We start from the raw sequence: 18,210 nt of genomic DNA, 5'->3' as shown, positions 1-18,210 counted from the left end.
CTTCGCATATCACTACTCAAATAGCGCGAAGCCAGGCTTAACAGTCACCACGGACCATTTGCAATGGTGAACAATATGACCGACTTAACCGCGCAAGAAGCCGCCTGGCAGACTCGGGATCATCTCGATGACCCGGTCATTGGCGAACTGCGCAACCGTTTTGGGCCGGATGCCTTTACTGTTCAGGCCACCCGCACCGGGGTACCCGTTGTTTGGGTGAAGCGTGAGCAATTACTGGAAGTTGTCGATTTCCTCAAGAAATTGCCAAAACCTTACGTCATGCTGTTTGACTTACACGGCATGGACGAACGTCTGAGAACGCACCGCCAGGGTCTCCCTGCCGCGGATTTTTCCGTTTTCTACCACCTGATCTCAATAGACCGCAACACGGATATCATGCTCAAGGTGGCATTGTCTGAAAACGACATGCATCTGCCGACGATCACCAAACTTTTCCCGAACGCCAACTGGTACGAGCGTGAAACCTGGGAAATGTTCGGCATGACCTTCGACGGCCACCCGCATCTGACGCGCATCATGATGCCGCAGACCTGGACCGGCCACCCGCTGCGTAAAGACTACCCGGCACGCGCCACCGAATTCGACCCGTTTGAGCTAACCAAAGCCAAGCAGGATCTGGAGATGGAAGCGCTGACCTTCAAGCCGGAAGACTGGGGCATGAAGCGCGGCACCGAAAACGAGGACTTCATGTTCCTCAACCTGGGTCCAAACCACCCCTCTGCGCACGGTGCGTTCCGTATCATCCTTCAGCTTGACGGCGAAGAGATTGTCGACTGCGTCCCTGACATCGGCTACCACCATCGTGGTGCCGAGAAGATGGGCGAACGTCAGTCCTGGCACAGCTACATTCCGTATACCGACCGTATCGAATACCTCGGCGGCTGCGTGAACGAAATGCCATACGTGCTGGCCGTTGAGAAACTGGCAGGCATCACCGTCCCGGATCGCGTTAACGTGATTCGCGTAATGCTGTCTGAACTGTTCCGTATTAACAGCCACCTGCTGTACATCTCCACGTTCATTCAGGACGTCGGCGCGATGACGCCGGTCTTCTTCGCCTTTACCGACCGTCAGAAAATCTACGATCTGGTGGAAGCGATTACCGGTTTCCGTATGCACCCAGCCTGGTTCCGTATCGGTGGTGTGGCGCACGATCTGCCGCGCGGTTGGGACCGTCTGCTGCGTGAATTCCTCGACTGGATGCCGAAACGTCTGGCGTCTTACGAGAAAGCCGCGCTGCGTAACTCCATCCTGAAAGGCCGTTCCCAGGGCGTTGCTGCCTACGGCGCGAAAGAAGCGCTGGAGTGGGGGACTACCGGTGCTGGCCTGCGTGCGACCGGGATTGATTTCGACGTGCGTAAAGCGCGTCCTTACTCTGGTTACGAGAACTTCGACTTTGAAGTCCCGGTTGGCGGCGGTGTTTCCGACTGCTACACCCGCGTGATGTTGAAAGTGGAAGAGCTGCGCCAGAGCCTGCGCATCCTTGAGCAGTGCCTCAACAACATGCCGGAAGGCCCGTTCAAGGCGGATCACCCGCTGACGACGCCGCCACCGAAAGAGCGCACGCTGCAACATATCGAGACCCTGATCACCCACTTCCTGCAAGTTTCCTGGGGCCCGGTCATGCCGGCACAGGAATCCTTCCAGATGATTGAAGCGACCAAGGGTATCAACAGCTACTACCTCACCAGCGACGGCAGCACCATGAGCTACCGCACCCGCGTGCGTACGCCAAGCTTCGCGCACTTGCAGCAGATCCCGGCCGCCATTCGCGGCAGTCTGGTCTCCGACCTGATTGTGTATCTGGGTAGTATCGATTTTGTTATGTCAGATGTGGACCGCTAATTATGCACGAGAATCAACAACCACAAACCGAGGCTTTTGAGCTGAGTGAAGCAGAGCGTGCCGCCATTGAGCACGAGATGCACCACTACGAAGACCCGCGTGCGGCGTCCATTGAAGCGCTGAAAATCGTACAGAAACAGCGTGGTTGGGTGCCGGATGGGGCGATCTATGCGATCGCAGAAGTGCTGGGCATTCCGGCAAGTGACGTAGAAGGCGTAGCCACGTTCTACAGCCAGATCTTCCGTCAGCCGGTAGGTCGCCATGTGATCCGCTACTGTGACAGCGTGGTCTGCCACATCACCGGTTATCAGGGCATTCAGGCTGCGATTGAGAAGAAACTCAATATCAAGCCGGGCCAGACCACCTTCGACGGACGCTTTACTCTGCTGCCAACCTGCTGCCTGGGTAACTGCGACAAGGGGCCGACCATGATGATTGATGAGGACACTCACAGCCATCTGACGCCGGAAGCGATTCCTGACCTGCTGGAGCAGTACAAATGAAAACTGTAATTCGTACTGCTGAGACGCATCCGCTGACCTGGCGTCTGCGTGATGACAAACAGCCGGTATGGCTCGACGAATATCAGAGCAAAAACGGCTATGCCGGTGCGCGTAAAGCCCTTGGCGGCATGGCGCCGGACGACATCGTTAACGCGGTGAAAGAGTCTGGCCTGAAAGGCCGCGGTGGTGCGGGCTTCTCCACCGGTCTGAAGTGGAGCCTGATGCCGAAAGATGAATCCATGAACATCCGTTACCTGCTGTGTAACGCCGATGAAATGGAGCCGGGTACCTATAAAGACCGTCTGCTGATGGAACAGCTGCCGCACCTGCTGGTGGAAGGCATGCTGATCTCCGCGTTCGCGCTGAAAGCGTACCGTGGCTACATCTTCCTGCGCGGCGAATACATCGAAGCGGCGGAAAACCTGCGTCGCGCGATTGCCGAAGCCACCGAAGCGGGACTGCTGGGTAAAAACATCCTGGGCACCGGGTTTGACTTCGAGCTGTTCGTGCACACCGGTGCCGGGCGTTATATCTGCGGTGAAGAAACCGCGCTGATTAACTCCCTGGAAGGCCGCCGCGCGAACCCGCGCTCCAAGCCACCGTTCCCTGCAAGCTCCGGCGTGTGGGGTAAACCGACCTGCGTCAACAACGTCGAAACCCTGTGTAACGTCCCGGCGATCCTTGCGAACGGCGTGGAGTGGTATCAGGGCATCTCCTCAAGCAAAGATGCCGGTACCAAGCTGATGGGCTTCTCCGGTCGCGTGAAGAACCCTGGCGTCTGGGAGCTGCCGTTCGGCACCACCGCACGCGAAATTCTTGAAGACTACGCCGGCGGCATGCGCGATGGCCTGAAATTCAAAGCCTGGCAGCCGGGTGGGGCAGGGACGGACTTCCTGACCGAAGCCCACCTTGACCTGCCAATGGAGTTCGAAAGCATTGGTAAAGCAGGTAGCCGTCTGGGTACCGCGCTGGCGATGGCCGTCGACCACGAGATCGGCATGGTATCCCTGGTGCGTAACCTGGAAGAGTTCTTCGCCCGCGAGTCCTGCGGCTGGTGCACACCGTGCCGTGATGGTCTGCCGTGGAGCGTGAAGATCCTGCGTGCTATCGAACGTGGCGAAGGCCAGCCTGGCGATATCGAGACACTTGAGCAACTGTGTCGATTCTTAGGACCGGGTAAAACCTTCTGTGCCCACGCACCGGGCGCCGTCGAGCCGCTGCAAAGCGCGATTAAATATTTCCGCGACGAATTCGAAGCAGGCATCAAGCAGCCGTTCAGCAATACCCATTCGATCAATGGTATTCAGCCGAACCTGCTGAAAGCGCGCTGGTAAAAACAGAATTTTGATTAACGCTCGGTTTCGGCCGAGCCAACTGGAAGCATGCTAATGGCTACGATTCATGTAGACGGCAAAGAATACGAAGTCAACGGGGCGGACAACCTGCTGGAAGCTTGTCTGTCTCTTGGCCTCGATATTCCGTACTTTTGCTGGCATCCGGCGCTGGGCAGCGTCGGTGCTTGCCGCCAGTGTGCGGTGAAGCAATATCAAAACGCGGAAGACACGCGTGGTCGCCTGGTGATGTCCTGTATGACGCCAGCCGCCGAAGGCACCTTTATTTCGATTGATGACGAAGAAGCCAAACAGTTCCGTGAAAGCGTGGTGGAGTGGTTGATGACCAACCACCCGCACGACTGTCCGGTGTGTGAGGAGGGCGGTAACTGCCACCTTCAGGATATGACCGTCATGACCGGTCACAGCTTCCGTCGCTATCGCTTTACCAAGCGTACCCACCGTAACCAGGATCTGGGGCCGTTCATCTCTCACGAAATGAACCGCTGCATCGCCTGCTACCGCTGCGTGCGTTACTACAAAGATTATGCAGACGGTCAGGATCTGGGCGTGTATGGCGCGCATGACAACGTCTACTTCGGTCGTCCGGAAGACGGTACGCTTGAAAGCGAATTCTCCGGTAACCTGGTAGAAATCTGTCCGACCGGCGTGTTTACCGATAAAACCCACTCTGAACGTTACAACCGTAAATGGGACATGCAGTTTGCGCCAAGCATCTGCCAGCAGTGCTCCCTCGGCTGTAACACCAGCCCGGGTGAACGTTACGGCGAACTGCGTCGTATCGAAAACCGTTACAACGGTACCGTTAACCACTACTTCCTCTGCGACCGCGGTCGTTTCGGCTATGGCTATGTGAACCTGAAAGACCGTCCGCGTCAGCCGGTTCAGCGCCGTGGCGATGACGTCATTACCCTCAACGCTGAGCAGGCGATGCAGGGCGCGGCAGATATTCTGCGTCAGTCGAAGAAAGTGATCGGCATTGGCTCCCCGCGCGCCAGCATCGAAAGCAACTTCGCGCTGCGCGAGCTGGTTGGGGCGGAAAACTTCTACACCGGTATCGCCCAGGGCGAGCAGGAACGTCTCCAGCTGGTGCTGAAAGTGCTGCGTGAAGGCGGCATTCACACGCCTGCGCTGCGCGAAATCGAATCCTATGATGCGGTTCTGGTGCTCGGGGAAGACCTGACGCAGACCGGCGCACGCGCGGCTCTGGCGGTTCGCCAGGCGGTGAAAGGCAAAGCACGTGAAATGGCAGCGGCGCAGAAAGTGGCTGACTGGCAGATTGCGGCGATCCTCAACATCGGCCAGCGCGCGAAGCATCCTCTGTTTGTGACTAACATCGACAACACCCGTCTGGACGATATTGCGGCGTGGACCTACTGCGCGCCGGTTGAAGATCAGGCGCGTCTTGGCTTTGCCATTGCCCACGCGCTGGACAGCAACTCACCGGCCGTTGAGCTGGATCGCGACCTGCAAAACAAGGTTGACGTGATTGTTCAGGCCCTGGCCGGTGCGAAGAAACCGCTGATTATTTCCGGTACCAACGCCGGTAGCGCTGAAATCATTCAGGCCGCAGCGAACGTTGCCAAAGCCCTGAAGGGACGCGGCGCTGACGTTGGTGTGACCATGATTGCCCGTGCGGTGAACAGCATCGGTCTGGGTATGATTGGCGGCGGCTCGCTGGAAGACGCGTTAAGCGAACTGGAATCCGGTGCCGCTGACGCCGTTGTGGTGCTGGAAAATGACCTGCATCGCCATGCTTCTGCCGCTCGCGTTGACGCCGCGCTCTCCAGAGCGCCGCTGGTGATGGTTATCGACCATCAGCGCACCGCGATCATGGACAAAGCGCATCTCGTTCTCTCTGCGGCAAGCTTCGCAGAAAGCGACGGGACGGTGATCAACAACGAAGGTCGCGCCCAGCGTTTCTTCCAGGTTTATGACCCGGCCTACTACGACAGCAACACCGTGATGCTGGAAAGCTGGCGCTGGCTGCACTCTCTGCACAGCACCGTGCAGAGCCGTGAAGTTGACTGGACGCAGCTCGACCACGTTATCGACGCGGTTGTTGAGAAACTGCCTCAGCTGGCGGGTATTAAAGATGCCGCGCCGGACGCAAGCTTCCGCATTCGCGGCCAGAAACTGGCGCGTGAGCCGCACCGCTACAGCGGTCGTACCGCGATGCGCGCCAACATCAGCGTGCACGAACCGCGTCAGCCGCAGGATAAAGACACCATGTTCGCCTTCTCGATGGAAGGGAACAACCAGCCGTCTGCGCCGCGTTCGCAAATCCCGTTTGCATGGGCACCGGGCTGGAACTCCCCGCAGGCATGGAACAAATTCCAGGCTGAAGTGGGCGGTCACCTGCGCCACGGCGATCCGGGCGTGCGTCTGATTGAAGCCTCCGAAACCGGTCTGGACTTCTTCACCACCGTTCCGGCGAGCTTCCAGGCGCAGGAAGGTCACTGGCGTATTGCACCGTACTACCATCTGTTCGGTAGCGACGAAATGTCCCAGCGTTCTCCGGTATTCCAGCAGCGTATGCCGCAGCCGTACATCAAGCTCAACCCGGCGGATGCCGCGAAGCTTGGCGTTAACGCGGGTGCGAACATTGCCTTTAGCTACGACGGCCAGACAATCAGCCTGCCGCTGATTATTTCTGAACGCCTGTCAGCAGGGCAGGTGGGTCTGCCGATGGGTATGCCTGGCATCGCGCCGGTCCTGGCGGGTGCGCATCTTGATAACCTTCAGGAGGCAAAAGCATGAGTTGGTTAACGCCGGATCTTATCGACATCCTGCTGAGCATTCTGAAAGCGGTTGTGATTCTGCTGGTGGTGGTCACCTGCGGCGCGTTCATGAGCTTTGGTGAACGTCGTCTGCTCGGTCTGTTCCAGAACCGTTACGGACCGAACCGCGTGGGCTGGGGTGGTTCACTCCAGCTGGTCGCGGACATGATCAAGATGTTCTTTAAAGAGGACTGGGTTCCGCGCTTCTCGGACCGCGTGATCTTTACGCTGGCGCCGATGATCGCCTTCACCTCGCTGCTGCTGGCGTTTGCTATCGTTCCGGTCAGCCCGACCTGGGTGGTCGCTGACCTGAACATCGGCATTCTGTTCTTCCTGATGATGGCAGGCCTCGCGGTTTACGCGGTGCTGTTCGCAGGCTGGTCCAGTAACAACAAATACTCGCTGCTGGGTGCGATGCGTGCTTCCGCGCAGACGCTGAGCTACGAAGTGTTCCTGGGTCTCTCCCTGATGGGCGTGGTGGCGCAGGCCGGTTCATTTAACATGACCGACATCGTCAACAACCAGGCCGACATCTGGAACGTTATCCCGCAGTTCTTTGGGTTTATTACCTTTGCCATCGCGGGCGTGGCGGTGTGTCACCGTCACCCGTTTGACCAGCCAGAAGCCGAACAGGAACTGGCCGACGGTTACCACATTGAATATTCCGGTATGAAGTTCGGTCTGTTCTTCGTGGGCGAGTACATCGGTATCGTCACCATTTCGGCGTTGATGGTAACCCTGTTCTTTGGTGGCTGGCATGGCCCGTTCTTACCGCCGTTCATCTGGTTCGCGCTGAAAACCGCGTTCTTCATGATGATGTTCATTTTGATTCGCGCAGCGTTACCGCGTCCGCGTTATGACCAGGTAATGTCCTTCGGCTGGAAAGTGTGCCTGCCGCTGACGCTCGTCAACTTGTTGGTAACGGCGGCTGTCATTCTCTGGCAGCAGCCATAAGGGGCTTTGAGATCATGACCTTAAAAGAATTATTGGTAGGTTTCGGCACCCAGGTACGCAGTATCTGGATGATCGGCCTGCATGCGTTTGCCAAACGCGAAACCCGGATGTACCCGGAAGAGCCGGTATATCTGCCGCCGCGCTACCGTGGACGTATCGTGCTGACGCGCGACCCGGACGGTTCCGAGCGTTGCGTTGCCTGTAACCTGTGTGCGGTAGCGTGTCCGGTGGGCTGTATCTCTCTGCAAAAAGCAGAGACGGTAGACGGCCGCTGGTATCCTGAGTTCTTCCGCATCAACTTCTCACGCTGCATTTTCTGCGGTCTGTGTGAAGAAGCGTGCCCAACCACGGCGATTCAGCTGACTCCAGACTTTGAGCTGGGTGAGTACAAGCGTCAGGATCTGGTGTACGAGAAAGAGGATCTGCTGATTTCCGGTCCGGGCAAATACCCGGAATATAACTTCTACCGGATGGCGGGTATGGCAATCGACGGCAAAGATAAAGGCGAAGCAGAGAACGAAGCTAAGCCTATCGACGTCAAGAGCCTGTTACCGTAAGGAGAGGGCAATGGAATTCGCTTTTTATATCTGTGGCCTTATCGCCATCCTGGCTACGCTGCGAGTGATCACGCACACCAATCCGGTGCATGCGCTGCTGTATTTAATCATCTCGCTGCTGGCTATTTCCGGGGTGTTCTTTGCGCTGGGCGCGCACTTCGCCGGTGCGCTGGAAATCATCGTCTACGCCGGGGCCATCATGGTGCTGTTCGTGTTCGTGGTGATGATGCTCAACCTGGGCGGCTCTGAAATTGAGCAGGAACGTCAGTGGTTAAAACCGCAGGTGTGGATTGGCCCGGCGATTCTGTCGGCCATCATGCTGGCGGTGATTGTTTACGCCATTCTGGGCGTCAACGACCAGGGTATCGACGGGACGCCAATCAGCGCGAAAGCCGTGGGTATCACCCTGTTTGGTCCGTACGTTCTGGCGGTTGAGCTGGCCTCGATGCTGCTGCTGGCGGGTCTGGTTGTGGCCTTCCACGTTGGCCGCGAAGAGCGTGTCGGCGAGGTGCTGAGCAACCGCACTGACGACCGCGCGAAAAGAAAAACGGAGGAACGCGCATGATCCCCTTAACACATGGACTGATCCTCGCTGCGATTTTATTCGTTCTGGGCTTAACCGGTCTGGTTATCCGCCGCAATCTGCTGTTTATGCTGATCGGTCTGGAAATCATGATCAACGCTTCCGCGCTGGCCTTTGTGGTCGCCGGCAGCTACTGGGGCCAGACCGATGGTCAGGTGATGTACATTCTCGCCATCAGCCTCGCGGCTGCTGAAGCGAGTATTGGCCTGGCGCTGTTGCTACAGCTCCATCGTCGCCGCCAGAACCTGAACATCGATTCAGTAAGTGAGTTGCGTGGATGAACATGCTTGCCTTAACCATTATTTTTCCGCTGATTGGCTTCGTGCTGCTGGCGTTTTCTCGCGGCCGCTGGTCTGAGAATCTGTCTGCCACCGTGGGCATTGGCTCTATCGGCCTGGCTGCGCTGGTCACAGCGTATGCGGGTATCGACTTCTTTAACAATGGACGTCAGGCCTACAGCGTACCGCTGTGGAACTGGATGTCGGTCGGTAACTTCAACATCGGTTTCAACCTGGTGCTGGATGGTCTGTCTCTGACCATGCTCTCCGTGGTCACCGGCGTCGGCTTCCTGATCCACATGTTCGCCTCCTGGTACATGCGCGGTGAAGAGGGATACTCCCGCTTCTTCGCCTACACCAACCTGTTTATCGCCAGCATGGTGGTTCTGGTGCTGGCCGATAACCTGCTGCTGATGTATCTGGGCTGGGAAGGCGTGGGTCTGTGCTCTTACCTGCTGATCGGTTTCTACTACACCGATCCGAAGAATGGCGCAGCGGCCATGAAAGCGTTCGTCGTGACCCGCGTGGGTGACGTCTTCCTCGCTTTCGCGCTGTTCATTCTCTACAACGAACTGGGCACGCTGAACTTCCGCGAAATGGTGGAACTGGCGCCGGCGCACTTCGAAGCAGGCAACAACATGCTGTGGTGGGCAACGCTGATGCTGCTGGGTGGCGCCGTGGGTAAATCCGCGCAGCTGCCGTTGCAGACATGGCTGGCCGACGCGATGGCGGGTCCAACCCCTGTCTCCGCGCTGATCCACGCCGCGACCATGGTTACCGCCGGTGTCTACCTGATTGCGCGTACCCATGGCCTGTTCCTGATGACCCCGGAAATTCTGCATCTGGTGGGTATTGTCGGTGCGGTTACGCTGGTGCTGGCAGGCTTTGCCGCGCTGGTGCAGACCGACATCAAACGCGTTCTCGCGTACTCCACCATGAGCCAGATTGGTTACATGTTCCTGGCGCTGGGCGTTCAGGCGTGGGATGCGGCCATTTTCCACCTGATGACGCACGCGTTCTTTAAAGCGCTGCTGTTCCTCTCATCCGGTTCGGTGATCCTGGCCTGCCACCACGAGCAGAACATCTTCAAAATGGGCGGACTGCGTAAGTCCATCCCGCTGGTCTATGTCTGCTTCCTGGTGGGCGGCGCGGCGCTGGCGGCACTGCCGCTGATTACCGCGGGCTTCTTCAGTAAGGACGAAATCCTTGCGGGCGCCATGGCGAATGGTCATATCAATCTGATGGTTGCGGGTCTGGTCGGTGCGTTCATGACCTCCCTGTACACCTTCCGTATGATTTTCATCGTCTTCCACGGTAAAGAACAAATTCACGCTCACGCAGGGAAGGGGATTACCCACCACCTGCCGCTGATTGTTCTGCTGGTCCTGTCCACCTTCGTTGGCGCGATGATTGTGCCACCGTTGCAGGGTGTACTGCCGGCAACAACCGAGCTTGAGCACGGTCGCGTTCTGACGCTTGAAATCACCTCCGGCGTAGTGGCTATAGCGGGCATCCTGATTGCCGCATGGCTGTGGCTGGGCAAACGCACGCTGGTAACTGCCGTTGCCAACAGCGCGCCGGGCCGTCTGCTGGGCACCTGGTGGTACAACGCGTGGGGCTTCGACTGGCTGTACGACATGATCTTCGTGAAGCCGTTCCTGGGCATTGCGTGGCTGCTGAAGCGCGATCCACTGAACAGCCTGATGAATATCCCGGCGATCCTCTCTCGCTTTGCAGGTAAAGGCCTGCTGTTTAGCGAGAACGGTTATCTGCGCTGGTATGTGGCGTCCATGAGCATCGGTGCGGTTGTCGTGCTGGCGCTGCTGATGGTGTTGCGTTGATCGTAAAGTGAATTTTATTCGATTCGTTGAAAATCAGGCCCCTGCTGGGGGCCTTAAAAAGGAATGTAAATCGCCATGTTACTACCCTGGCTAATATTAATTCCCTTCATCGGCGGCTTCCTGTGCTGGCAGACCGAACGCTTTGGCGTGAAGATGCCGCGCTGGATCGCGCTGATCACCATGGGATTGACGCTCGCGCTTGGCCTGCAACTGTGGTTGCAGGGTGGCTACTCACTGACCCAGTCTGCGGGCCTTCCGCAGTGGCAGTCTGAGTTTATCCTGCCGTGGATCCCACGTTTCGGTATCACGATCCACCTCGCGATTGACGGTCTGTCGCTGCTGATGGTGGTGCTGACCGGTCTGCTCGGCGTTCTGGCGGTACTTTGCTCCTGGCGAGAAATCGAAAAATACCAGGGCTTCTTCCACCTGAACCTGATGTGGATCCTGGGCGGCGTGATCGGCGTGTTCCTGGCCATCGACATGTTCCTGTTCTTCTTCTTCTGGGAGATGATGCTGGTGCCGATGTACTTCCTGATCGCGCTGTGGGGTCACAAGGCATCCGACGGTAAAACGCGTATCACGGCGGCCACCAAGTTCTTCATCTATACCCAGGCGAGTGGTCTGGTGATGCTGATTGCCATCCTGGCGCTGGTGTTTGTGCATTACAACGCGACCGGTGTCTGGACCTTCAACTACGAAGACCTGCTGAAGACCCCGATGTCCCACGGCGTGGAATACCTGCTGATGCTGGGCTTCTTTATCGCCTTCGCGGTTAAAATGCCGGTGGTTCCGCTGCATGGCTGGCTGCCAGACGCGCACTCTCAGGCGCCAACGGCAGGTTCCGTTGACCTGGCGGGCATCTTGCTGAAAACCGCGGCTTACGGTCTGCTGCGTTTCTCCCTGCCGCTGTTCCCGAACGCCTCCGCAGAGTTCGCGCCGATTGCCATGTGGCTGGGCGTGATCGGTATCTTCTACGGTGCATGGATGGCCTTCACGCAGTACGACATCAAACGTCTGATTGCTTACACCTCCGTTTCCCACATGGGCTTCGTGCTGATTGCCATCTACACCGGCAGCCAGCTGGCGTACCAGGGCGCGGTTATCCAGATGATTGCGCACGGCCTGTCCGCTGCCGGTCTCTTCATCCTGTGTGGTCAGCTGTACGAACGTCTCCATACCCGCGACATGCGTATGATGGGCGGTCTGTGGGGCAAAATGAAATGGCTGCCGGCGCTCTCCATGTTCTTCGCGGTGGCGACTCTGGGTATGCCGGGTACCGGTAACTTCGTCGGCGAGTTTATGATCCTGTTCGGCAGCTTCAACGTGGTACCGACGATCACCGTCATCTCCACCTTTGGTCTGGTGTTTGCCTCCGTGTACTCGCTGGCGATGCTGCACCGCGCTTACTTCGGTAAAGCGAAGAGTGAAATTGCTGCACAAGAATTGCCGGGGATGTCGCTGCGAGAGCTGTTCATCATCCTGCTGCTGGTCGTACTGCTGGTGCTGTTGGGCTTCTATCCGCAGCCGATTCTGGATACCTCGCACTCCGCGATGGGTAACATCCAGCAGTGGTTTGTTAATTCTGCTTCTACTACAAGGCCGTAATTCGCCATGACAATAACTCCACAACAACTGATCGCGCTGCTACCGCTGCTGATCGTCGGATTGACGGTGGTGGTTGTGATGCTCTCCATTGCGTGGCGACGCAATCACTTCCTGAATGCGACCCTGTCCGTTCTGGGTCTGAACGCTGCGTTAGTCTCCCTCTGGTTTGTTGGCCAGGCGGGAGCGATGGACGTCACGCCGCTGATGCGCGTTGACGGCTACGCCATGCTCTACACCGGTCTGGTGCTGCTGGCGAGCCTGGCAACCTGTACCTTTGCGTACCCGTGGCTCGAAGGATACAACGACAACAAAGAAGAGTTTTACCTGCTGGTACTGATTGCTGCACTGGGCGGCATTCTGCTGGCGAACGCGAACCACATGGCCGCGCTGTTCCTTGGTATTGAGTTGATCTCACTGCCGCTGTTCGGCCTGATTGGTTACGCCTTCCGTCAGAAGCGCTCTCTGGAAGCGGCTATCAAGTACACCATTCTGTCTGCTGCCGCGTCGTCGTTCCTGCTGTTCGGTATCGCGCTGCTGTATGCACAGACGGGTAACCTCTCCTTCCTGGCCATCGGTAAGAGCCTCGGCGACGGCATGATGCATGAGCCGCTGCTGCTGGCGGGTCTGGGCATGATGATTGTTGGCCTTGGCTTTAAACTCTCTCTGGTTCCGTTCCACCTGTGGACGCCAGACGTCTACCAGGGTGCGCCTGCACCGGTCTCTACCTTCCTGGCGACGGCGAGTAAAATCGCTATCTTCGGCGTGGTTATGCGTCTGTTCCTGTACGCCCCGGTGGGTGACAGCGAAGCGGTTCGCGTGGTGCTGGGCATTATCGCGTTCGTTTCTATCATCTTCGGTAACCTGATGGCGCTGAGCCAGACCAACATCAAGCGTCTGCTGGGCTACTCCTCTATCTCCCATCTGGGTTACCTGCTGGTGGCGCTGATTGCGCTGCAAAGCGGTGAGATGTCGATGGAAACCGTGGGTGTGTATCTGGCCGGTTACCTGTTCAGCAGCCTCGGCGCGTTCGGCGTGGTGAGCCTGATGTCCAGCCCGTACCGTGGCCCGGATGCAGATTCCCTGTTCTCCTACCGTGGACTGTTCTGGCACCGTCCGATTCTGTCTGCGGTAATGACCGTGATGATGCTCTCTCTGGCGGGTATCCCGATGACGCTGGGCTTTATCGGTAAGTTCTACGTGCTGGCCGTCGGTGTGCAGGCGGGTCTGTGGTGGCTGACGGCGGGTGTCGTTATCGGCTCCGCGATTGGTCTCTACTACTACCTGCGCGTAGCGGTGAGCCTGTACCTGAGCGCGCCTCAGCAGCTCAACCGCGATGCGCCGTCCAACTGGCAGTACAGCGCCGGCGGTATCGTGGTGCTAATCTCCGCGCTGCTGGTGCTGATCTTCGGTATCTATCCGCAGCCGCTGATTGATATCGTGCAGCGAGCGATGCCGCTGATGTAAAAATAAAAAACCCGCCTCGGCGGGTTTTTTATTGTTTTCTCCCTCTCCCCGTGGGAGAGGGCCGGGGTGAGGGCACCAGCCCGCACAGAGTAAAATATGCCCAGGGCGCTACGCTTGCAGGGCCTACGGGTCTTGTAGGTCGGGTAAGCGAAGCGCCACCCGACTAAGCTAACTGCTTCCTGCTTATAAGCGGCCCTTCAATCTTCTTCATCGAGCGGTCCAGCACCTCTTCAATCACCGACGATAGCTCATTTAGCTCAAACTTCGCCACATAGCCGTCCGCCTTCACTTTGCGAATATGATCTTCGTTCGCGTTGCCGGAAAGAGACGAGTGGATCACCACCGGAATATCTTTCAGTACCGGGTCGGTTTTGATTTTGCGCGTCAGCGTAAAGCCGTCCATCTCCGGCATTTCGAGGTCGGTCAATACCAGGGCAATCTTATCGGTAACGGGGACGCCCTCAGCCTGAGCCTGCGCGGCCAACTGAGTGATTTTCTCCCACGCGTCTTTGCCGGTGATATGCAGCTGGGCCGGGATCTCCATCGCCTGCAATCCCTTCTCCAGCATTGAGCGCGCCACTTTCGAATCTTCTGCAACAATCGCGACAGAGCCAGGCTTGATGTTAAATTTGGTGGTTTCCAGATGGGTGGCGTGCAGATCGTGGTTCGCCGGGGTGATGTCGTACAGGATCTGCTCCACGTCCAGCACCATCGCCAGATCGTTGGTATCCGTCTTCTCGTCCAGGCAGGCAATGCTGGTAATGTAGCGACCGCTGACGGCAGTTTCCGCAGCATGCACCTGCTTCCAGTCCAGACGCATGATGTTTTCCACCGATTCCACAGCAAACGCCTGCACGCTGCGGGCATACTCGGTGATCAGCAGGATGTTCAGCCCGGTGGCTGGCTTGCAGCCGGCGACGGCGGCCAGATCGATCACCGGGATCACCTGGTCGCGAATGTTCACCATCCCCATCAGTGGAGACTTCATTCCCGCCGGTTTGGTGAAGGTCGGCATCGGCACAATTTCGCGCAATTTGAACACGTTGATGCCGAACAGCTCGGATTTATTTTCGTTCAGAGAGGTGCCAAGACGGAACAGCAACAGTTCAAAACGGTTGGACAGGGTCAGGTTCGCCCTGTCATCAATATCTTTCTGGAAATTATCCATTCTACCCTCAAGAGAAATGCTGGCCTTTTAATCGTTATCGGCACGCTGAGGGAAAAATGAAGGACTAAACGCTGACCTGAGCAAAATCTTCCGCCAGCTCGCATGCCGGAAATACTTCCCGACACTCTGCCAGCAGGCTTTCAGCGCCGCGGACGTCATAGCGTGAGCTGACGTGAGTAACAATCAGTTTCCGGACGCCAGCCTCACGCGCCAGCTGCGCCGCCTGACGCGTTGAGCTGTGCCCCCGGCTGTTGGCTTTTTCTTCCATCGCCGCTTCCAGCGTCGCCTCATGCACCATCACATCCACACCCCCGGCAAGCCTGAGCGCCGAAGGGCAGGGGGCGGTATCCCCAAAAATAGCCAGTTTTTTGCCTGGCTGCGGCGGCGCGAGGTAATCCTGACCGTTGATGACGCGCCCGTCTTCCAGCGTGACGGTCTCGCCGTGCTTCAGACGCTGGAACAGCGGGCCAGGTTTCACCCCATCGGCCTGCAACGCGGCGGCGTTCAGCGCACCGGGCTTGTCATGCTCCTCAACGCGATAGCCGTAACATTCCACCGGATGGTTAAGCGGGTAAGCGCGCACCTGATAATCTCCGTCGTCGAACACCAGACCTTCGCCGATCTCCACCACCTCCAGCGGATAATCGGTCCACGAGCCGCTCAGGCGCAGCGTGGTTTCAACAAATTCCTGAATACCCGCAGGGCCATAAATGGTCAGCGGGTTAGCGTTACCGGCCATCGAACGGCTGCACAGCAGGCCCGGCAGGCCAAACAGATGGTCGCCGTGTAGATGGGTGATAAATATTTTATCCACTTTCCCCGGGTGGTATGAGGTATGCAGCAGCTGATGCTGCGTACCCTCGCCGCAGTCAAACAGCCACAGCCCACCGCGGGTAGGATGCTTAAGATCCAGCAGAATCGCCGTCACGTTTCGTGAGCGGGTTGGCACCCCGGCGGACGTACCCAGAAAAATCAGTTCCATAACGCAATCAGCCCTTTGCCGAATGGGAAGGGGTTTAGTATAACGTGATGAACCCCAGGAAGGAGAAACACATGATCCAGTGGCAAGATCTACACCACAGCGAACTGACCGTGCAGTCACTCTACGCCCTGCTCAAACTGCGCTGTGAAGTCTTCGTGGTTGAACAAACCTGCCCGTATCAGGATATCGACGGCGATGACCTGGTCGGCGAGAACCGGCACATCCTCGGCTGGCGCGATAACGAGCTGGTGGCGTATGCGAGGATTCTGAAAAGCGAAGAGGAATTTGACCCTGTCGTCATTGGGCGCGTCATTATCAGTGGCCGCGCGCGCGGTGAAAAGCTGGGCTATCAGCTGATGGAAAAAACGCTGGACGCATGCCAGAAACAGTGGCCGGACAAGGCGTTATACCTGGGCGCGCAGGCGCATTTGCAATCATTCTATGGCCATTTTGGTTTTACCCCGGTCACGGACATTTACGACGAAGATGGCATCCCACACATCGGCATGGCACGCGAAGCGAAACAGGCGCAATAGCAAGACGTTGTCTATAGTTACCGGACTGGTGTACTAACATGGAGAAAAAAATGTCATTTCAATCCTGGGATACCCGAGTCGACGACGACCTGACGCTGCTAAGCGAAACGCTGGAAGAAGTGCTGCGCTCTTCAGGCGATCCTGCCGATCAGAAGTACATTGAGCTCAAAGCCCGCGCCGAGCAGGCGCTGCATGACGTGAAAAACCGCGTCAGTAACGCCTCCGACAATTATTACTACCGCGCCAAACAGGCGGTTTATCGTGCCGACGATTATGTGCATGAAAAACCGTGGCAGGGCATTGGGGTCGGTGCGGCCGTAGGGCTGGTGCTGGGTCTGCTGTTAGCCCGTCGTTAAGCCGGTAAACCACTCCCTACACGTGGGTACTGCTATTTATCGTCAGTACCCCGTATAATATAAGGCTTTAACAGGGAGAGGTTCGCGTGCACTCGATTTTCCTCGCGCTGCAAAGCCTGCGCACTCAGCTTGCGCAAGCATTGCCTGCTATACCCGGTTTACGCCATTTCGATGTCTCTTTCCCGTTAAACGACGCCTTCGATCCGCTGGCCTGGCTGGGTGTGCAGCGATGCTATCCTCAGTTTTACTGGCAACAGCGCAGCGGCGATGAAGAACTTGCCGCGCTCGGAAGCCTCGCCCAGTTTGATTCTCTGGCTTCGGCCTCGCGGTTTTTGCATGCCCATGACGTAGCCAATGACACCCGTATCTGCGGCCTGAACGCCTTCAACCCGGCGCAGGGCAAGCTGTTTTTACCGCGCCTTCTCTGGCGACGGTCTGGCGGGGTCGCCACGCTGCGTCTGCAACTGTGGAGCGAAACGTCGCTGCGGGAAGATGCCCGTGAGGCGCTGAATTTTGTCGATAACCTGCGCGACGCCGCGCCGATCCGCCCGTTGTCCGTGCAGATTGTGCAGGAAACCCATCATCCGGAAAAACCGGACTGGCTGGCGTTGATTCGTCAGGCGACGGATACCCTTGCTCGCGGTGATTTTGAGAAAGTGGTGCTCGCACGTGCTACAGACGTTCAGTGCCAGCAGCCCGTGAACGCCATCGCGCTGATGGCTGCAAGCCGCGCGCTAAACCTCAACTGCTATCATTTTTGTATGGTCTTTGACGCCAGCAATGCCTTCCTCGGCTCGACGCCCGAGCGCCTGTGGCGGCGACGCGGCACGCTGCTGCGCACTGAAGCGCTGGCAGGCACCGTCGCCAGCCATTCTGACGATAAGCAGGCCCAGCGTCTGGGCGACTGGCTGATGAACGACGATAAAAATCAGCGGGAAAATATGCTGGTGGTGGAAGATATCTGCCAGCGTCTTCAGCACCATACCCGGACGCTGGAGATCCTGCCTGCGCAGGTGCTGCGTCTGCGCAAGGTGCAGCATTTACGCCGCTGTATCTGGACCGAACTTAAACAGCCTGACGACGAACAGTGTCTGCATATTTTGCAACCGACGGCGGCGGTGGCCGGGCTGCCGCGACAGGCGGCCCGAGAATTTATTGCGAAAGTCGAGCCGTTTGACCGGGAGTGGTACGCCGGTTCGGCGGGCTATTTATCGCGCGATCAGAGCGAATTCTGTGTGGCATTACGCTCCGCCCGCGTTCACAACGCTGCGCTGCGTCTTTATGCGGGGGCGGGCATCGTCAGCGGCTCCGATCCTGAGCAGGAGTGGCAGGAGATCGAAAACAAGGCCGCCGGGCTGCGTTCCCTTCTCCTAAGGGATTAATAC

At 57.7% G+C, this 18,210-nt stretch carries 16 protein-coding genes; 14 read left to right on the top strand and 2 right to left on the bottom strand.

The genetic code is table 11. From position 1 onward, the window contains the following. Positions 1–63: 63 nt before the first annotated feature. From nuoC to nuoN, 11 genes are all read left to right on the top strand, one after another. On the top strand, positions 64–1,866 hold the full coding sequence (gene nuoC / locus DD597_RS08285; protein ID WP_003861484.1) for an NADH-quinone oxidoreductase subunit C/D: 1,803 nt from the start codon (positions 64–66) through the stop codon (positions 1,864–1,866). Positions 1,867–1,868: 2 nt separating this feature from the next. Beyond that, a complete protein-coding gene (gene nuoE / locus DD597_RS08280) occupies positions 1,869–2,369 on the top strand; it encodes an NADH-quinone oxidoreductase subunit NuoE (RefSeq protein ID WP_003861486.1) in 501 nt (166 codons plus the stop codon). Beyond that, positions 2,366–3,703, top strand: coding sequence for an NADH-quinone oxidoreductase subunit NuoF (gene nuoF / locus DD597_RS08275; RefSeq protein WP_003861487.1), 1,338 nt, complete (start codon positions 2,366–2,368; stop codon positions 3,701–3,703). The genes nuoE and nuoF overlap by 4 nt, the downstream gene beginning before the upstream one ends. A 54-nt stretch (positions 3,704–3,757) precedes the next feature. Further along, complete coding sequence (gene nuoG / locus DD597_RS08270; RefSeq protein WP_063158790.1) at positions 3,758–6,481, top strand: NADH-quinone oxidoreductase subunit NuoG; 2,724 nt, start codon at positions 3,758–3,760, stop codon at positions 6,479–6,481. After that, positions 6,478–7,455, top strand: coding sequence for an NADH-quinone oxidoreductase subunit NuoH (nuoH, locus tag DD597_RS08265; RefSeq protein WP_003861490.1), 978 nt, complete (start codon positions 6,478–6,480; stop codon positions 7,453–7,455). Before nuoG ends, nuoH begins: the two co-directional genes overlap by 4 nt. Positions 7,456–7,469: 14 nt before the next feature. Beyond that, positions 7,470–8,012: an NADH-quinone oxidoreductase subunit NuoI gene (gene nuoI, locus DD597_RS08260; RefSeq protein ID WP_003861491.1), complete on the top strand. Its 543-nt coding sequence runs from the start codon at positions 7,470–7,472 to the stop codon at positions 8,010–8,012. A gap of 10 nt (positions 8,013–8,022) precedes the next feature. After that, positions 8,023–8,577 (top strand): NADH-quinone oxidoreductase subunit J, encoded by a 555-nt coding sequence (nuoJ, locus tag DD597_RS08255; protein WP_003861493.1) that lies wholly within the window; start codon positions 8,023–8,025, stop codon positions 8,575–8,577. Beyond that, positions 8,574–8,876, top strand: a complete 303-nt coding sequence (gene nuoK, locus DD597_RS08250) for an NADH-quinone oxidoreductase subunit NuoK (RefSeq protein ID WP_003861496.1) — start codon at positions 8,574–8,576, stop codon at positions 8,874–8,876. Before nuoJ ends, nuoK begins: the two co-directional genes overlap by 4 nt. After that, positions 8,873–10,714: an NADH-quinone oxidoreductase subunit L gene (gene nuoL, locus DD597_RS08245; RefSeq protein WP_003861497.1), complete on the top strand. Its 1,842-nt coding sequence runs from the start codon at positions 8,873–8,875 to the stop codon at positions 10,712–10,714. The genes nuoK and nuoL overlap by 4 nt, the downstream gene beginning before the upstream one ends. 75 nt (positions 10,715–10,789) lie before the next feature. Next, positions 10,790–12,319 carry an NADH-quinone oxidoreductase subunit M gene (gene nuoM, locus DD597_RS08240; RefSeq protein WP_003861498.1) on the top strand — a complete coding sequence of 510 codons (1,530 nt, stop codon included), beginning with the start codon at positions 10,790–10,792 and terminating at the stop codon, positions 12,317–12,319. A gap of 6 nt (positions 12,320–12,325) precedes the next feature. Then, entirely contained in the window at positions 12,326–13,783 is a 1,458-nt protein-coding gene (gene nuoN, locus DD597_RS08235; protein ID WP_003861500.1) for an NADH-quinone oxidoreductase subunit NuoN, read from the top strand. A gap of 163 nt (positions 13,784–13,946) precedes the next feature. Here the strand turns inward: nuoN and DD597_RS08230 are convergent, their stop codons facing one another. Both DD597_RS08230 and rbn read right to left on the bottom strand, forming a co-directional pair. Beyond that, positions 13,947–14,951, bottom strand: a complete 1,005-nt coding sequence (locus DD597_RS08230) for a chemotaxis protein (RefSeq protein WP_003859465.1) — start codon at positions 14,949–14,951, stop codon at positions 13,947–13,949. Between the two features lie 64 nt (positions 14,952–15,015). Further along, positions 15,016–15,933, bottom strand: a complete 918-nt coding sequence (gene rbn / locus DD597_RS08225) for a ribonuclease BN (RefSeq protein WP_003859463.1) — start codon at positions 15,931–15,933, stop codon at positions 15,016–15,018. A gap of 71 nt (positions 15,934–16,004) precedes the next feature. On the opposite strand from rbn, the gene DD597_RS08220 reads away from it, so the two are divergent. From DD597_RS08220 to menF, 3 genes are all read left to right on the top strand, one after another. Beyond that, complete coding sequence (locus DD597_RS08220; protein WP_023314583.1) at positions 16,005–16,469, top strand: GNAT family N-acetyltransferase; 465 nt, start codon at positions 16,005–16,007, stop codon at positions 16,467–16,469. Positions 16,470–16,519: 50 nt separating this feature from the next. Next, positions 16,520–16,825: a stress response protein ElaB gene (gene elaB / locus DD597_RS08215; protein ID WP_017693006.1), complete on the top strand. Its 306-nt coding sequence runs from the start codon at positions 16,520–16,522 to the stop codon at positions 16,823–16,825. A gap of 86 nt (positions 16,826–16,911) precedes the next feature. After that, positions 16,912–18,207 carry an isochorismate synthase MenF gene (gene menF / locus DD597_RS08210; RefSeq protein WP_003859458.1) on the top strand — a complete coding sequence of 432 codons (1,296 nt, stop codon included), beginning with the start codon at positions 16,912–16,914 and terminating at the stop codon, positions 18,205–18,207. The last annotated feature ends 3 nt before the right edge of the window (positions 18,208–18,210 follow it).

Source organism: Enterobacter cloacae complex sp. 677-3DZ2D5B, assembly GCF_004136695.1.
GTDB classification, from domain to species: domain Bacteria; phylum Pseudomonadota; class Gammaproteobacteria; order Enterobacterales; family Enterobacteriaceae; genus Enterobacter; species Enterobacter hormaechei_C.
This window is presented reverse-complemented; position numbering and strand designations above follow the sequence as displayed.

Bases quoted from the DNA above. Each gene is read 5' to 3' on its own strand.
- nuoC (WP_003861484.1), top strand. From the start codon at position 64: ATGGTGAACAATATGACCGACTTAACCGCGCAAGAAGCCGCCTGGCAG.
- nuoE (WP_003861486.1), top strand. From the start codon at position 1,869: ATGCACGAGAATCAACAACCACAAACCGAGGCTTTTGAGCTGAGTGAA.
- nuoF (WP_003861487.1), top strand. From the start codon at position 2,366: ATGAAAACTGTAATTCGTACTGCTGAGACGCATCCGCTGACCTGGCGT.
- nuoG (WP_063158790.1), top strand. From the start codon at position 3,758: ATGGCTACGATTCATGTAGACGGCAAAGAATACGAAGTCAACGGGGCG.
- nuoH (WP_003861490.1), top strand. From the start codon at position 6,478: ATGAGTTGGTTAACGCCGGATCTTATCGACATCCTGCTGAGCATTCTG.
- nuoI (WP_003861491.1), top strand. From the start codon at position 7,470: ATGACCTTAAAAGAATTATTGGTAGGTTTCGGCACCCAGGTACGCAGT.
- nuoJ (WP_003861493.1), top strand. From the start codon at position 8,023: ATGGAATTCGCTTTTTATATCTGTGGCCTTATCGCCATCCTGGCTACG.
- nuoK (WP_003861496.1), top strand. From the start codon at position 8,574: ATGATCCCCTTAACACATGGACTGATCCTCGCTGCGATTTTATTCGTT.
- nuoL (WP_003861497.1), top strand. From the start codon at position 8,873: ATGAACATGCTTGCCTTAACCATTATTTTTCCGCTGATTGGCTTCGTG.
- nuoM (WP_003861498.1), top strand. From the start codon at position 10,790: ATGTTACTACCCTGGCTAATATTAATTCCCTTCATCGGCGGCTTCCTG.
- nuoN (WP_003861500.1), top strand. From the start codon at position 12,326: ATGACAATAACTCCACAACAACTGATCGCGCTGCTACCGCTGCTGATC.
- DD597_RS08230 (WP_003859465.1), bottom strand. From the start codon at position 14,951: ATGGATAATTTCCAGAAAGATATTGATGACAGGGCGAACCTGACCCTG.
- rbn (WP_003859463.1), bottom strand. From the start codon at position 15,933: ATGGAACTGATTTTTCTGGGTACGTCCGCCGGGGTGCCAACCCGCTCA.
- DD597_RS08220 (WP_023314583.1), top strand. From the start codon at position 16,005: ATGATCCAGTGGCAAGATCTACACCACAGCGAACTGACCGTGCAGTCA.
- elaB (WP_017693006.1), top strand. From the start codon at position 16,520: ATGTCATTTCAATCCTGGGATACCCGAGTCGACGACGACCTGACGCTG.